The sequence below is a fragment of the Pseudomonas salmasensis genome, assembly GCF_014268375.2.
GTDB lineage: Bacteria > Pseudomonadota > Gammaproteobacteria > Pseudomonadales > Pseudomonadaceae > Aquipseudomonas > Aquipseudomonas salmasensis.
This window is the reverse complement of the sequence record NZ_CP077083.1, coordinates 4,335,919-4,352,356: the sequence shown is the minus strand read 5'-3', so window position 1 is coordinate 4,352,356 and position 16,438 is coordinate 4,335,919. Positions and strand designations below refer to the sequence as shown.

Sequence of the window (16,438 nt, the reverse complement as noted above, 5' to 3'; positions counted from 1 at the left end):
CAAGCCCGCTCCCACAGTAGACCGAGTTTCCCTGTAGGGATGCGATCGAATGTGGGAGCGGGCTTGCTCGCGAAGGCCGCGCCTCGGTTTATTTACCGAGTGGAATCTTGGGCGCCCAGATCAGCCATTCATCCTCAAACTTGTCGAACAACGGGAACGTCTGCTGCGGTCGCGCCGGGTTACCCATGCGCTCGCCATCCGGCGTGGCAAAGGCGATCCCGCCGGCCACCAATGTCTCCAGGGACTCGGTCCGCACGGTCGCACCCTTGAACAAGCCGAAGTCGAGGCCAAAGCCGCTGGTGTTCCAGAAACGGCTGCCACTGCGTACCAGCGGCGCGTACTTGGGCTCGATCAGGATGTGCACCAGCACACGGTCAGCGGTCTGGCCGAGCTCATAGCCGATGACTTTGCCGACCGTCACTTCACGGTAGGTGACCGGTACCCCTTCCTTCAACGAACCACGGCGGGCGGCGCTGAGTGTGAGGCTCAGGCCAGCTTCCTGATGCACCGCTTCGGGCGGCTGGGCCAGGGCGACAAAGCTCTTCTGCGGGCCGGCGTTTTTCGCGGCCGGTTGCACTTCGATGTATTGGCCGGTGACCAGGGTTTCCAGGTTAGCCGTCTTCATCAGCCCCAGTTCCGGCTTGACCACCCAGAACTGACTGCCCGTACGCGCGATGCGGTCCGCGACCTGGGTGATACGCGCCTTGAGCAGCACCGACTGCATGTCAGAACTGAGGTCGACACTCTCGATCTTGCCCACATCCAGCCCCTTGAAGCGCACCGGTGTGCCGGCGCTCAGGCCGTCGGCGCGCTCGACTTTGATGGTCACCAGAGTGCCGTGCTGGTTGGCGGCATCACGGTCGGCATACAGGCGGAAGCGCGGGATGCGATGTTTCAATGGCACGTTCGGCTCCGGCGTTTCGAAGGCGATACCACCGGCCATCAGGCTGGCCAGGGATTCGCTTTTGACCTGGATACCGCCGGTGAGCCCGCCCGTGAGGGTGACGCCGCTGGCATTCCAGAAGCGCGTCGAGCCGTTGACCAGGCTTTCGTATTCCTTCTCGATATGAACGCCGATCACCAGTTGTTTTTTCTTGCGCGAAAACTGGTAGCTCTGCACCGAACCGACTTTGACCTGCTTGTACAGGATCGGGCTGCCGACATCCAACGAGCCCAGGCTGTCGGTGAGCAGCACCATGTGCAGCCCCGGGGAACGCAGGTCCAAAGGCGGGGCCTTGGCGCGGGCTACGTATTCGCGTTGTGGCGGGGTGCCTTTGTCGCCTGGGCGAATCGCGATGTAGTTGCCCTTGACCAAGGCCTCCAGGCCGGTGATGCCGGCCAGGGAGATGGACGGTTTGACCACCCAGAATTGCGTGTCTTCGACCAGGTAGTCTTCAGCCAATGGGTCGAGGGTCAGCTCGGCGCTGGCGCTGGACAGGTCCGGGTCGATCTTCAGGGTTTTCAGGCTGCCGACCTGGATGCCTTTGTACATGACCGGCGTACGCCCGGCCTGCAGGCCTTCAAAGTCGGTGAGTTTGACCTTGACCTTGATGCCCGCTGCGGCTGCGTCAAAATCTTCGTATAGACGGAAAGGCAGGCTCGGGTCGGTGGGCGGGCTGTCTTTACGGTTTTCCGGCGTGGCGAAGGCGATACCCCCGGCGACAATGCTGGAGAGGGATTCGCTGCGCACTTTCAAACCGGAAAGGTTGGCGTCGATACTGATGCCGCTGGCGTTCCAGAAACGCGTGTGTTTGCGCACCAGGTTGGCGTAGGTCGGTTCGATATAGACCTTGATCTCGACGGTGCTCTGGTCTTCAGACAGCAGGTAGCTTTTAACCTGGCCAACCTGAATCTGCTTGTAGAACACCGGGCTGCCACGGTCCAGCGAGCCCAGGCGATCGGCCTTGAGGGTCAGGTGCAAGCCGGGCTTGGCGTCGGATAACGGCGGCTCTTCGGAGAGCGCCTTGAACTTGCGCGTGGGCTCGCCATCACCGGGGCTGGCGGCGATATAGTTACCCGAGACCAGGGTTTCCAGGCCGGTGATGCCAGCAAGGCTGACGCTGGGCTTGACCAACCAGAAGCGGGTGTTGGTCTTGAGGTACTGCTCCACGTCCTTGTTCATCTCGATGGTGGCGATCACCCCGCGATTGCTGCCCTCGTCATCCAGGGCCAGGGTTTTGACCTTGCCCACGGTCATGCCTTTGTAGACCACCTCGGTCTTGTTGACCTGAATGCCTTCGCCGCTCTCAAAGCGAACTTGAATCTCGATACCTTGCTGGGAATAGGCACGCCACCCCAGCCAGCCACCGATGATCAGGGCAATCAGGGGTAACACCCAAATGGCCGACCAGTTAGAAGCTGGGCGGGTTTTAGCTTTAGGCAAATCACTCATGGTCGTCGTCCGACTCCGTGTTATCCCAAATCAGTCGGGGATCGAAAGTTACTGCGGCAAGCATCGTCAAGATCACCACACTGGCGAACGCTGCAGCACCGAGGTTGGCCTCGACGCTGGCGAGTCGCCCAAAGTTAACGACCGCCACCAGGATGGCGATCACGAAGATATCCAGCATGGACCAACGCCCAATGAACTCGATAAAGCGATACATCACAATGCGTTGTTGCGCGGACAGCGGTTGGTGACGCTGCACCGAGAACAGCAGTAGGCCAATGCCGACCAACTTGAAGGTCGGTACCAGGATACTGGCGATGAACACCACGGCGGCGATCGGGAACATCCCGTGCTGCACCAGCTGGATGACACCCGACATGATAGTGCTGGGGTCGCCTTGGCCGAGGGAGTTGACCGTCATGATGGGCAACAGGTTAGCGGGGATGTACAGGATCGCCGCAGTGATCAACAGCGCCCAGGTGCGTATGAGGCTATTGGGGCGACGGGCATGGATCAACGCGCCGCAACGGGTGCAGAGCTGCTCATCGGTATCCGCGTCCTGCCTGTTCAACTCATGGCATTCGGTACAAACCAGAATACCTGCATCAATCGCCCGCATGGTCATCCTCTCCTGACAGCGCTTGCCAGATCTGATGGGGCGACATCACCACCTCAAGCAGAACTTGGACCATTAATAAACTGACGAAGCAAACCAGACCCAGACCAAGGGTGATGGAGGCCATGTCGGCGAGCTTTACGATCGCCACCAGCACCCCCATCAAGTAGACCTCCAACATCCCCCAGTCCTTCATGTGGTGGTAGATGCGGTATAGCAGCAGCCCGTAATTGCGCCCTATGTTCCAGCGAATGCTGAGCAGCACTGCCAGTTGGCAGAGCAGCTTGAGCAAGGGGATGCCCATGCTGCACAGGAACACCACGGCGGCGACGCCTTGCATACCCGTATCAAACAGGCCAACAACGCCACTCCACACGGTGTCCTCTGAAGACTGCCCGAGTAGATTGAGCTGCATGATGGGCAAAAAGTTCGCGGGGATGTACAGCAGCAGGGCTGCCAGTACCAAGGCGAGGCTGCGCTCGACCACATTGTGCCGGTGAGCGTATAGCTCGTAGCCACAACGCGGGCATTGGGCTTTTTCGCCGAGGGCGAGCGTTGGTTTGCGCATCAGCAAGTCGCACTCATGGCATGCCACCAAGTCGTCCAGCGGTAAATCCGACACCTCAAGGGCATCAACCGGATCGGGCATAGATAGGGCTCTGACTCTAAAAATGGTTAGGTGGCTATTCTAGTGGTGTCGCTCAGAAATAACTGTGCAAATTTGTCGGGGTAGTCAGGTCGGGGTTGGCGGGAATAAGTGTACGGGGACAAGGCGGACACTTTTCGAGCACCCAAAACAAAACCCCAACTGCTTTCGCAATTGGGGTTTCGGAATTTAATCTTGACGATGACCTACTCTCACATGGGGAAACCCCACACTACCATCGGCGATGCATCGTTTCACTGCTGAGTTCGGGATGGGATCAGGTGGTTCCAATGCTCTATGGTCGTCAAGAAATTCGGGTACTGAGTCGCGGCCAGTTGGCCTCGCTTCAGCAAATTGGGTAAGTGATAGATCTCGGTGTTTTGTGAGCGTCGAACTTTCGGTTCATTTTCGTCTTCACACACCGCAATCTGGTCTCTTTCGCTTTTCAGCTCAGAGCATGCAAATTGCTTGGGTGTTATATGGTCAAGCCTCACGGGCAATTAGTATTGGTTAGCTCAACGCCTCACAGCGCTTACACACCCAACCTATCAACGTCGTAGTCTTCGACGGCCCTTCAGGGAACTCAAGGTTCCAGTGAGATCTCATCTTGAGGCTAGTTTCCCGCTTAGATGCTTTCAGCGGTTATCTATTCCGAACATAGCTACCCGGCAATGCCACTGGCGTGACAACCGGAACACCAGAGGTTCGTCCACTCCGGTCCTCTCGTACTAGGAGCAGCCCCTCTCAAATCTCAAACGTCCACGGCAGATAGGGACCGAACTGTCTCACGACGTTCTAAACCCAGCTCGCGTACCACTTTAAATGGCGAACAGCCATACCCTTGGGACCGGCTTCAGCCCCAGGATGTGATGAGCCGACATCGAGGTGCCAAACACCGCCGTCGATATGAACTCTTGGGCGGTATCAGCCTGTTATCCCCGGAGTACCTTTTATCCGTTGAGCGATGGCCCTTCCATACAGAACCACCGGATCACTAAGACCTACTTTCGTACCTGCTCGACGTGTCTGTCTCGCAGTCAAGCGCGCTTTTGCCTTTATACTCTACGACCGATTTCCGACCGGTCTGAGCGCACCTTCGTACTCCTCCGTTACTCTTTAGGAGGAGACCGCCCCAGTCAAACTACCCACCATACACTGTCCTCGATCCGGATAACGGACCTGAGTTAGAACCTCAAAGTTGCCAGGGTGGTATTTCAAGGATGGCTCCACGCAGACTGGCGTCCACGCTTCAAAGCCTCCCACCTATCCTACACAAGCAAATTCAAAGTCCAGTGCAAAGCTATAGTAAAGGTTCACGGGGTCTTTCCGTCTAGCCGCGGATACACTGCATCTTCACAGCGATTTCAATTTCACTGAGTCTCGGGTGGAGACAGCGCCGCCATCGTTACGCCATTCGTGCAGGTCGGAACTTACCCGACAAGGAATTTCGCTACCTTAGGACCGTTATAGTTACGGCCGCCGTTTACCGGGGCTTCGATCAAGAGCTTCGCGTTAGCTAACCCCATCAATTAACCTTCCGGCACCGGGCAGGCGTCACACCCTATACGTCCACTTTCGTGTTTGCAGAGTGCTGTGTTTTTAATAAACAGTCGCAGCGGCCTGGTATCTTCGACCGGCATGAGCTTACGGAGCAAGTCCTTCACCCTCACCGGCGCACCTTCTCCCGAAGTTACGGTGCCATTTTGCCTAGTTCCTTCACCCGAGTTCTCTCAAGCGCCTTGGTATTCTCTACCCAACCACCTGTGTCGGTTTGGGGTACGGTTCCTGGTTACCTGAAGCTTAGAAGCTTTTCTTGGAAGCATGGCATCAACCACTTCGTTACCTAAAAGGTAACTCGTCATCAGCTCTCGGCCTTAGAATCCCGGATTTACCTAAGATTCCAGCCTACCACCTTAAACTTGGACAACCAACGCCAAGCTGGCCTAGCCTTCTCCGTCCCTCCATCGCAATAACCAGAAGTACAGGAATATTAACCTGTTTTCCATCGACTACGCTTTTCAGCCTCGCCTTAGGGACCGACTAACCCTGCGTCGATTAACGTTGCGCAGGAAACCTTGGTCTTTCGGCGTGGGTGTTTTTCACACCCATTATCGTTACTCATGTCAGCATTCGCACTTCTGATACCTCCAGCAAGCTTCTCAACTCACCTTCACAGGCTTACAGAACGCTCCTCTACCGCATCACTTACGTGATACCCGTAGCTTCGGTGTATGGTTTGAGCCCCGTTACATCTTCCGCGCAGGCCGACTCGACTAGTGAGCTATTACGCTTTCTTTAAAGGGTGGCTGCTTCTAAGCCAACCTCCTAGCTGTCTAAGCCTTCCCACATCGTTTCCCACTTAACCATAACTTTGGGACCTTAGCTGACGGTCTGGGTTGTTTCCCTTTTCACGACGGACGTTAGCACCCGCCGTGTGTCTCCCATGCTCGGCACTTGTAGGTATTCGGAGTTTGCATCGGTTTGGTAAGTCGGGATGACCCCCTAGCCGAAACAGTGCTCTACCCCCTACAGTGATACATGAGGCGCTACCTAAATAGCTTTCGAGGAGAACCAGCTATCTCCGAGCTTGATTAGCCTTTCACTCCGATCCACAGGTCATCCGCTAACTTTTCAACGGTAGTCGGTTCGGTCCTCCAGTTAGTGTTACCCAACCTTCAACCTGCCCATGGATAGATCGCCCGGTTTCGGGTCTATTCCCAGCGACTAGACGCCCTATTAAGACTCGCTTTCGCTACGCCTCCCCTATTCGGTTAAGCTCGCCACTGAAAATAAGTCGCTGACCCATTATACAAAAGGTACGCAGTCACCCAACAAAGTGGGCTCCCACTGCTTGTACGCATACGGTTTCAGGATCTATTTCACTCCCCTCTCCGGGGTTCTTTTCGCCTTTCCCTCACGGTACTAGTTCACTATCGGTCAGTCAGTAGTATTTAGCCTTGGAGGATGGTCCCCCCATATTCAGACAAAGTTTCTCGTGCTCCGTCCTACTCGATTTCATGACTAAGAGATTTTCGCGTACAGGGCTATCACCCACTATGGCCGCACTTTCCAGAGCGTTCCGCTAATCTCAAAGCCACTTAAGGGCTAGTCCCCGTTCGCTCGCCACTACTAAGGGAATCTCGGTTGATTTCTTTTCCTCAGGGTACTTAGATGTTTCAGTTCCCCTGGTTCGCCTCTTGCACCTATGTATTCAGTACAAGATAACCATCTTATGATGGCTGGGTTCCCCCATTCAGACATCTCCGGATCAAAGTCTGTTTGCCGACTCCCCGAAGCTTTTCGCAGGCTACCACGTCTTTCATCGCCTCTGACTGCCAAGGCATCCACCGTATGCGCTTCTTCACTTGACCATATAACCCCAAGCAATCTGGTTATACTGTGAAGACGACATTCGCCGAAAATTCGAATTTCTCAGTTAAGAGAACTCACAAATTTTACCTTAGCCTGATCCGTTACCAGTGAAAGTAACGTTCAGTCTATCTTTCTATCACATACCCAAATTTTTAAAGAACGAACTAGTCAAAGACTAGAAATCAACATTCACCATCACAACAATGGAATGCTCATTTCTAAGCTTTATACAAACAGAAGCAGTAGTGGTGGAGCCAAACGGGATCGAACCGTTGACCTCCTGCGTGCAAGGCAGGCGCTCTCCCAGCTGAGCTATGGCCCCGTATTTCTACAGGCGTTTCCCACACAAAATTGGTGGGTCTGGGCAGATTCGAACTGCCGACCTCACCCTTATCAGGGGTGCGCTCTAACCAACTGAGCTACAGACCCAATTTCGGGCTGCTTCTTTTCGTCTTCTTCAATGAATCAAGCAATTCGTGTGGGAACTTATGGAGCAGCTGATGTCGTCGATTAAGGAGGTGATCCAGCCGCAGGTTCCCCTACGGCTACCTTGTTACGACTTCACCCCAGTCATGAATCACACCGTGGTAACCGTCCTCCCGAAGGTTAGACTAGCTACTTCTGGTGCAACCCACTCCCATGGTGTGACGGGCGGTGTGTACAAGGCCCGGGAACGTATTCACCGCGACATTCTGATTCGCGATTACTAGCGATTCCGACTTCACGCAGTCGAGTTGCAGACTGCGATCCGGACTACGATCGGTTTTATGGGATTAGCTCCACCTCGCGGCTTGGCAACCCTCTGTACCGACCATTGTAGCACGTGTGTAGCCCAGGCCGTAAGGGCCATGATGACTTGACGTCATCCCCACCTTCCTCCGGTTTGTCACCGGCAGTCTCCTTAGAGTGCCCACCATTACGTGCTGGTAACTAAGGACAAGGGTTGCGCTCGTTACGGGACTTAACCCAACATCTCACGACACGAGCTGACGACAGCCATGCAGCACCTGTCTCAATGTTCCCGAAGGCACCAATCTATCTCTAGAAAGTTCATTGGATGTCAAGGCCTGGTAAGGTTCTTCGCGTTGCTTCGAATTAAACCACATGCTCCACCGCTTGTGCGGGCCCCCGTCAATTCATTTGAGTTTTAACCTTGCGGCCGTACTCCCCAGGCGGTCAACTTAATGCGTTAGCTGCGCCACTAAAAGCTCAAGGCTTCCAACGGCTAGTTGACATCGTTTACGGCGTGGACTACCAGGGTATCTAATCCTGTTTGCTCCCCACGCTTTCGCACCTCAGTGTCAGTATTAGTCCAGGTGGTCGCCTTCGCCACTGGTGTTCCTTCCTATATCTACGCATTTCACCGCTACACAGGAAATTCCACCACCCTCTACCATACTCTAGTCAGTCAGTTTTGAATGCAGTTCCCAGGTTGAGCCCGGGGATTTCACATCCAACTTAACAAACCACCTACGCGCGCTTTACGCCCAGTAATTCCGATTAACGCTTGCACCCTCTGTATTACCGCGGCTGCTGGCACAGAGTTAGCCGGTGCTTATTCTGTCGGTAACGTCAAAATTGCAGAGTATTAATCTACAACCCTTCCTCCCAACTTAAAGTGCTTTACAATCCGAAGACCTTCTTCACACACGCGGCATGGCTGGATCAGGCTTTCGCCCATTGTCCAATATTCCCCACTGCTGCCTCCCGTAGGAGTCTGGACCGTGTCTCAGTTCCAGTGTGACTGATCATCCTCTCAGACCAGTTACGGATCGTCGCCTTGGTGAGCCATTACCTCACCAACTAGCTAATCCGACCTAGGCTCATCTGATAGCGCAAGGCCCGAAGGTCCCCTGCTTTCTCCCGTAGGACGTATGCGGTATTAGCGTCCGTTTCCGAACGTTATCCCCCACTACCAGGCAGATTCCTAGGCATTACTCACCCGTCCGCCGCTCTCAAGAGAAGCAAGCTTCTCTCTACCGCTCGACTTGCATGTGTTAGGCCTGCCGCCAGCGTTCAATCTGAGCCATGATCAAACTCTTCAGTTCAAACATCTTTGGGTTTTTAAGAAACCCTAAACTTGGCTCAGCAATCGTTGGTTACATCTTTGATTTCTCGCGGAGTAACTTGTGATGCTGATAATCTTGTTGACTATCAGTCTGACTCCACAAGCACCCACACGAATTGCTTGATTCAGTTGTTAAAGAGCGGTTGGTTAAGATCTTTCGTCTCAACCGAGGCGCGCATTCTACAGCAGCCTCATTTGCTGTCAAGTGGTTATTTTCAGAAGTTTTCGAAGATTTCTTCAACAACTTCAACCACTTGCGCTTGCGATCTCTCGTAAGCGGGAGGCGAATTCTACAGCGTTACACGCTGCTGTCAACACCTCTTTTTCAACTTCCTTTTGGCTTCGATGGACTGAAGCAGCTTGCTGTCGAGAACCGCGTAACTCATTGTTTACCAAGGAGTTTTCCGTTTCGACTGCGCCGGAAGTGGGGCGAATTATAGGCTTCCAGAATCTGCCGTCAACCTTCTTTTTCACATTTCTGTCATATAAGTCAAAAACCCCCAATAACGCAAGGGCCGGCCCCAAGGGGCCGGCCTTCTACTTACCAAGCCTTACAGGCTAGGGAAGGCAAATTGCGAGGCTTCATGGCTGGCCCGTTGCGGCCAACGCTGGGTGATCGCCTTGCGACGGGTATAGAAACGCACCCCGTCCGGCCCATAGGCATGCAAATCGCCAAACAGCGAACGCTTCCAGCCACCAAAGCTGTGATACGCAACCGGCACTGGCAGCGGCACGTTAACCCCCACCATGCCGACTTCAATCTCATCACAGAACAGACGCGCCGCTTCACCGTCACGGGTGAAGATGCACGTACCGTTGCCGTATTCATGATCGTTGATCAGCTGCATCGCCGCTTCCAGGCTATCAACCCGCACCACGCACAGCACTGGCCCAAAGATCTCTTCTTTATAAATACGCATCTCAGGGGTCACACGGTCAAAAAGGCTACCGCCGAGGAAGAATCCCTGCTCATGCCCGGCAACACTCAAGCCACGACCATCAACGACCAACTCGGCACCCGCCGACACACCGTCTTCTATATAGCCACTGACCTTATCCCGCGCCTGCCCCGTCACCAACGGGCCCATATCCAGGCCGCAAGACGTGCCCGCACCAATCTTCAACGCCTTGACCTGCGGCACCAGCTTGGCGATCAACGCATCCGCCACCTGATCGCCCACGCACACAGCCACCGAGATCGCCATGCAACGCTCACCGCAGGAACCATACGCCGCCCCCATCAGGGCACTCACCGCGTTATCCAGATCGGCATCCGGCATCAACACCGCGTGGTTCTTCGCCCCGCCCAGCGCTTGCACGCGCTTGCCGCGTTTGGTCGCTTCGGAGTAGATGTACTCGGCAATCGGCGTCGAGCCTACAAAGCTCAAGGCTTTGACTTCCGGCGCTTCGATCAGTGCATCCACCGCGCCCTTGTCGCCATGCACCACGCTGAGCACGCCTTTGGGCAGCCCGGCTTCCTGCAACAGCTGCGCGATCAACAGCGTCGAACTCGGGTCGCGCTCTGACGGTTTAAGGATGAAACAGTTACCGCAGACAATCGCCAGCGGGTACATCCACAACGGCACCATCGCCGGGAAGTTGAACGGGGTGATACCCGCCACCACGCCCAACGGCTGGAAGTCCGACCACGCATCAATGTTCGGCCCTACGTTGCGGCTGTATTCACCCTTGAGAATCTCCGGCGCCGAGCACGCGTACTCCACGTTCTCGATCCCACGCTTGAGTTCACCCGCTGCGTCTTCCAGGGTCTTGCCATGTTCTTCGCTGATCAACTGCGAGATCCGTGCTTCGTTCTGCTCCAGCAATTGTTTGAAACGGAACATCACCTGGGCACGCTTGGCCGGCGGCGTATTGCGCCAGGCCGGAAACGCCGCCTTGGCCGAATCAATCGCCTGTTGAATGGTTTCACGGCTGGCCAACGGCACCTGGTGAATCACCTGGCCGGTAGACGGGTTATAGACGTCGGCACTACGACCGCTGTCGTTGACTAGTTCACCGTTGATCAAATGCTGGATAAGGCTCATGCAGGGCTCCTGAAAAATTGTTCTATATAGAAGGAGAAATCAGTCGATCTTGTTCAGCACTTCGCCGACCGCGTCAAACAGACGGTCCAGGTCCTGCGGCTTGCTGTTGAAGGTTGGCCCGAACTGCAGGGTATCGCCGCCAAAACGCACATAGAAACCGGCTTTCCACAACGCCATGCCGGCCTCGAATGGACGCACGATGGCATCCCCATCACGTGGGGCAATCTGGATAGCACCGGCCAGGCCGTAGTTGCGAATGTCGATCACATTCTTGCTGCCCTTCAAACCGTGCAGCGCAGTCTCAAAGTGCGGTGCGACTTCGGCTACGCTCTGCACCAGGTTTTCTTTCTGCAACAGGTCCAATGCCGCCAAGCCCGCCGCGCAAGCCACCGGGTGTGCCGAGTAGGTGTAACCGTGGGGGAATTCCACGGCGTATTCCGGCGTCGCCTGGTTCATGAAGGTCTGGTAGATCTCGCTGCTGGCAATCACCGCGCCCATCGGGATCGCACCGTTGGTGACTTGCTTGGCGATGCACATCAGGTCCGGCGTCACGCCGAAACTGTCGGCACCGAACATCGAGCCGGTGCGGCCAAAGCCTGTGATCACTTCGTCGAACACCAACAGGATATTGTGCTGGTCGCAAATTTCGCGCAGACGCTTGAGATAACCCTGCGGTGGCACCAATACGCCAGCGGAACCGGCCATCGGCTCGACAAACACGGCGGCAATATTCGACGCGTCATGCAGCTCGATCAGCTTGAGCAACTCATCGGCCAAGGCAATCCCGCCCTGCTCCGGCATGCCCCGGGAGAAGGCATTGCTGGCCAGCAAGGTGTGAGGCAGATGGTCAACATCCATCATCGCCTGGCCAAACAGCTTACGGTTACCGTTCACACCGCCCAGGCTGGTACCGGCGATGTTCACGCCGTGGTAACCCCGGGCGCGACCAATCATCTTGGTCTTGGTGGCCTGGCCTTTTAGGCGCCAGTAGGCCCGCACCATTTTCACCGCTGTATCGGCGCATTCAGAGCCCGAGTCGGTAAAGAACACATGATTGAGGTTGCCTGGGGTCAGGTCGGTGATCTTTTCCGCCAACTGGAAGGACAATGGATGACCGTACTGAAAGCCTGGAGAGTAGTCCAAGGTGCCCAATTGCTTGGCGACCGCTTCCTGGATTTCCTTGCGCGTATGCCCGGCGCCACAGGTCCATAGGCCCGACAACGAATCATAGACCTTGCGCCCCTTGTCATCGGTCAACCAGCTACCTTCAGCGGCCACGATCAGGCGTGGATCCCGCTGGAAGTTACGGTTGGCGGTGTAAGGCATCCAGTGCGCATCCAGCTTCAATTGGCTGGCCAGGGACGATGGGGCGTTTTCGGGCATGTTCATCAGCAAAACCTCGCAGGGCAAAAGGCAGCGTCGGGATTGAAAAAGCGTTGTTGCAGCTAAATTGCCACGGGGATAAAGTCGGTGAAATCCAACTCTTCTAACCTTCAGTCAGGACTTCACTAAACTATGAGCAGCCGTCGTCCCGACCCTTTGGCGCAAGTCAGTGACTTCGATATTCGCCTGCTGCGCATCTTTCGCAGCGTGGTGGAGTGCGGCGGCTTCTCGGCAGCGGAAACCGTCCTTGGCATCGGGCGCTCGGCCATCAGCCAGCAGATGAGCGACCTTGAGCAACGGCTCGGGCTGAGGCTCTGCCAACGCGGCCGCGCCGGGTTTTCCCTGACAGAAGAAGGCCGCGAGGTCTATCAGTCTGCCCTGCAACTGCTGAGTGCCCTGGAAAGTTTTCGCACCGAGGTCAACGGCCTGCACCAACATTTGCGCGGCGAATTGATCATTGGCCTCACCGATAACCTTGTCACTCTGCCCCATATGCGCATCACCCACGCATTGGCGCAGTTGAAGGAACGCGGCCCGGATGTGCAGATCCAGATCCGCATGATCGCCCCCAATGAAGTGGAGCAAGGTGTACTCGACGGTCGCCTGCACGTCGGTGTGGTGCCCCAGGCCAGCGCATTGTCGGGCCTGGAATACCAGCCGTTGTACAGCGAACGCTCCTTGCTCTATTGCGCGGTCGGCCACCCGCTGTTTTACGCCGACAACAAGCAACTGGGCGACGAACGCATCGACAGCCAGGACGCCATCGCCCCCACCTTCCGCTTGCCCGCGGAGATCCAGGCCCATTACCAGGCGCTCAACTGCACCGCCAGCGCCTCAGACCGTGAAGGCATGGCGTTCCTGATTCTCACCGGGCGTTATATCGGCTACTTGCCCGATCATTACGCCAGCCTGTGGGTACAACAAGGCCGACTGCGTGCGCTGAAACCGGCTACACGTTTTTACGATTTGAGCCTGGCATCGGTCACGCGCAAGGGCCGTCGCCCTCATTTGGTGCTGGAAAGTTTCCTCGAAAGCTTGGCCGCCACCCGCTAAATCGGGCGCTACACAAAAAGCTGAGCACATGGACAGCTTTTTGCAAGGGCTCAAGGACCTTGAACCGTCCGCCTTGAGTTAACCCGCCATGCCTCCAGAATCCTCCAGCCCCAGCGACCTGATCTACGGCCTCAATGATCGCCCGAAACCACTGCCCGCTCTACTCGCGGCCTTGCAACATGTACTGGCGGCGTTCGTCGGCATCATCACGCCGCCGCTGATCATTGGCTCCACCCTCGGCCTCACCGCTCACCTGCCCTACCTGATCAGCATGGCGTTGATGGTTTCCGGCGTAGGTACCTTCATCCAGGCACGCAGGCCGTTTGGTATCGGTGCCGGCATGATCTGCCTGCAAGGCACCAGCTTTGCGTTTCTTGGCGCAGTGTTGTCGGCAGGCTTTCTGGTGAAACAACGCGGTGGCAGCCCGGAAGACATTCTGGCGATGATTTTCGGCGTGTGCTTCTTCGGCGCGGCGGTGCAGATTGTATTGAGCCGCTTCATCGGCCAGCTGCGCCGCGTGATCACACCGCTGGTAACCGGCATTGTGATTACGCTGATCGGCATCAGCCTGATCAAAGTGGGCATCACCGACCTTGGCGGCGGTTTCAACGCACCAGACTTCGGCGCCCCCGCCAACCTGGCGCTAGGCCTGTTCGTGGTTTTGACGATCATCCTGCTCAACCGCTCCAACACGCCCTGGGTACGTTTGTCGGCCATCATCATCGGCCTGGCCCTGGGCAGCCTCGCGGCGTGGTTCAGTGGCAAACTTGTTCCCCAAGCCTTGCCTGACCTGCCATTGGTCAGCCTGCCTACGCCATTCCGCTTTGGTTTCACCTTCGACTGGAGCGCCTTCCTGCCGATTGCGCTGATTTATCTGATCAGCAGCATCGAAACTGTCGGCGACCTCACCGCCAATTGCATGATTGCCCGCCAGCCCATCAGCGGCCCTTCTTATATAAGCCGGCTCAAGGGCGGCGTGCTCGGCGATGGGGTAAGTTGCATGATCGCCGCCACCTTCAGCGCCTTCCCCAACACCACGTTTGCCCAGAACAATGGCGTGATCCAACTCACCGGCGTGGCCAGCCGTTATGTCGGTTTATACATCGGTGTGTTGCTGTTCTGTCTGGGCCTGTTTCCGCTGATTGGCGCTGTGCTGCAGCAAATCCCCAAGCCGGTGCTGGGCGGCGCCACCCTGGTGATGTTCGGCAGCGTGGCTGCGGCCGGCGTGCGCATCCTTGCCCAGGCACCGCTGGACCGACGCAGCATGCTGATCATCGCCACCTCGTTCGGCGTTGGCCTGGGTATCGCCGCGCAACCCAACCTGCTGCACCTGATGCCGACTCTGGTGCAGAACCTGTTCGATTCTGCCATCACCAGCGGCGGCATCACCGCCATTGTGTTGTGCCTGTTACTGCCGGAGGCCAAGGCAAGTACCGCCGCCGCAAACCGCAGCCCGGAACGCGACAGCCTGGAACCGCTTTGACGGTTTTATTGCATCAGGACTTGTCTGAGGCTTGAGGGTGGGTTATCTGTGCACACGTCGTCTCTATCGATCAGCACGGAAACCTCCATGAGCCTCGAAGTTCCTGCCCACAGCAACCACGCCGGTAAACCCGCCAGCCGCATTCGGCAAAAGAACGAACAAGCGATTCTCCAGGCTGCTGAAGATGAATTCGCGCGTCATGGCTACAAAGGCACCAGCATGAACACCATCGCTGCCAGTGCCGGGCTGCCCAAAGCCAACTTGCACTACTATTTCACCAACAAGCTGGGCCTGTATGTCGCAGTGCTGAGCAATATCCTCGAACTGTGGGACAGCACCTTCAACGCCCTGACTGCCGAAGATGACCCGGCCGTGGCGCTCGCTCGTTACATCCGCACCAAGATGGAGTTCTCGCGCCGCCAGCCCCAAGCCTCGCGGATCTTCGCCATGGAGATCATCAGCGGTGGCGAGTGCCTCACTGAATATTTCGGCCAGGACTATCGGGCCTGGTTCAGTGGCCGTGCCGCGGTGTTCCAGGCGTGGATCGACGCAGGCAAAATGGACCCCGTCGACCCCGTGCACTTGATATTCCTGCTGTGGGGCAGCACTCAGCACTACGCCGACTTCGCCACCCAGATCTGCCGCGTCACCGGTCGCACCAAGCTGACCAAACAGGACATGGAAGATGCCGGCACCAACCTGATCCATATCATTCTCAAAGGCTGCGGCATCAAGCCAGCCCTATAAACGAAGCGATTTATGTCTTTTACGCTCACCGGCTTTTGCGAGTTTCGTGAAGAAATACGCAAGAGCCGCTTTATCACCTTGGCGGCGCCGATTACCAGCCCGCAGGACGCCCAGGCGTTTTTCGAGCAGCACAGCGACCTCAACGCCACGCACAACTGCTGGGCCTGGAAGCTGGGCGATCAATACCGCAGCAGCGATGACGGCGAACCCGGTGGTACCGCGGGGCGCCCGATTCTTGCGGCCATCGAGGCCCAGGGCTTTGATCAGGTGGCCGTCTTGGTGATCCGCTGGTACGGCGGCATCCAACTGGGCACGGGTGGCTTGGCCCGCGCCTATGGCGGTGGGGCCAATAAATGCCTGCAGAATGCCGAGCGCATCGAGCTGATCAGCCGCGTCCCCCTGCGTTGCGCCTGTGGGTTCTCCGAACTGAACCTGGTGAAGCTGCGTGTCGCTGAACTCGGCGGGCTTGTGGTGGAGGAAACCTTCACCGCCAACGGCGTGGAGCTGCAGCTCGCACTGGGTGAGGCGCACATCGATACCCTGCAAACCCAGCTCGCCGACCTGAGCCGTGGGCGCATCCTGCTCGAACGCTGAAACTGCTACTGTTATGCGCTGAACTCCCTGAACCGCGATTTC

General features: G+C 56.6%; 9 protein-coding genes, 2 tRNA genes and 3 rRNA genes. 4 read left to right on the top strand and 10 right to left on the bottom strand.

Features of this window, described 5'->3' with window-relative positions; genetic code table 11:
- Positions 1 to 88 precede the first annotated feature (88 nt).
- From HU731_RS19425 to aptA, 10 genes are all read right to left on the bottom strand, one after another.
- Positions 89 to 2,392, bottom strand: a complete 2,304-nt coding sequence (locus HU731_RS19425; RefSeq protein ID WP_186608477.1) for a PqiB family protein — start codon at positions 2,390 to 2,392, stop codon at positions 89 to 91.
- Positions 2,385 to 3,008 (bottom strand): paraquat-inducible protein A, encoded by a 624-nt coding sequence (locus HU731_RS19420; protein ID WP_186608478.1) that lies wholly within the window; start codon positions 3,006 to 3,008, stop codon positions 2,385 to 2,387. The genes HU731_RS19425 and HU731_RS19420 overlap by 8 nt, the downstream gene beginning before the upstream one ends.
- Entirely contained in the window at positions 2,995 to 3,654 is a 660-nt protein-coding gene (locus HU731_RS19415) for a paraquat-inducible protein A (protein WP_044271246.1), read from the bottom strand. Before HU731_RS19415 ends, HU731_RS19420 begins: the two co-directional genes overlap by 14 nt.
- A 190-nt stretch (positions 3,655 to 3,844) precedes the next feature.
- Positions 3,845 to 3,960: ribosomal RNA gene (rrf, locus tag HU731_RS19410) — 5S ribosomal RNA — on the bottom strand.
- A gap of 170 nt (positions 3,961 to 4,130) precedes the next feature.
- A 23S ribosomal RNA gene (locus tag HU731_RS19405) occupies positions 4,131 to 7,022 on the bottom strand.
- Between the two features lie 247 nt (positions 7,023 to 7,269).
- Positions 7,270 to 7,345, bottom strand: a tRNA-Ala gene (locus HU731_RS19400).
- A gap of 30 nt (positions 7,346 to 7,375) precedes the next feature.
- A tRNA-Ile gene (locus tag HU731_RS19395) sits at positions 7,376 to 7,452 on the bottom strand.
- Between the two features lie 82 nt (positions 7,453 to 7,534).
- Positions 7,535 to 9,071: ribosomal RNA gene (locus tag HU731_RS19390) — 16S ribosomal RNA — on the bottom strand.
- Together the 16S, 23S and 5S rRNA genes with 2 tRNA genes alongside form the textbook arrangement of a ribosomal RNA operon.
- A 571-nt stretch (positions 9,072 to 9,642) precedes the next feature.
- Positions 9,643 to 11,136, bottom strand: coding sequence for a CoA-acylating methylmalonate-semialdehyde dehydrogenase (locus HU731_RS19385; RefSeq protein ID WP_014716778.1), 1,494 nt, complete (start codon positions 11,134 to 11,136; stop codon positions 9,643 to 9,645).
- A 39-nt stretch (positions 11,137 to 11,175) separates the two neighbouring features.
- Positions 11,176 to 12,525: an omega-aminotransferase AptA gene (gene aptA / locus HU731_RS19380; protein ID WP_186608906.1), complete on the bottom strand. Its 1,350-nt coding sequence runs from the start codon at positions 12,523 to 12,525 to the stop codon at positions 11,176 to 11,178.
- A gap of 126 nt (positions 12,526 to 12,651) precedes the next feature.
- Here aptA and HU731_RS19375 point away from each other — a divergent pair, with 126 nt between their 5' ends.
- From HU731_RS19375 to HU731_RS19360, 4 genes are all read left to right on the top strand, one after another.
- Positions 12,652 to 13,572: a LysR family transcriptional regulator gene (locus HU731_RS19375; protein WP_135292593.1), complete on the top strand. Its 921-nt coding sequence runs from the start codon at positions 12,652 to 12,654 to the stop codon at positions 13,570 to 13,572.
- An 88-nt stretch (positions 13,573 to 13,660) separates the two neighbouring features.
- A complete protein-coding gene (locus HU731_RS19370; protein WP_186608904.1) occupies positions 13,661 to 15,055 on the top strand; it encodes a uracil-xanthine permease family protein in 1,395 nt (464 codons plus the stop codon).
- 87 nt (positions 15,056 to 15,142) lie between these two features.
- A complete protein-coding gene (locus tag HU731_RS19365; protein WP_014716776.1) occupies positions 15,143 to 15,802 on the top strand; it encodes a TetR/AcrR family transcriptional regulator in 660 nt (219 codons plus the stop codon).
- A 12-nt stretch (positions 15,803 to 15,814) separates the two neighbouring features.
- Entirely contained in the window at positions 15,815 to 16,396 is a 582-nt protein-coding gene (locus HU731_RS19360; protein ID WP_014716775.1) for an IMPACT family protein, read from the top strand.
- The last annotated feature ends 42 nt before the right edge of the window (positions 16,397 to 16,438 follow it).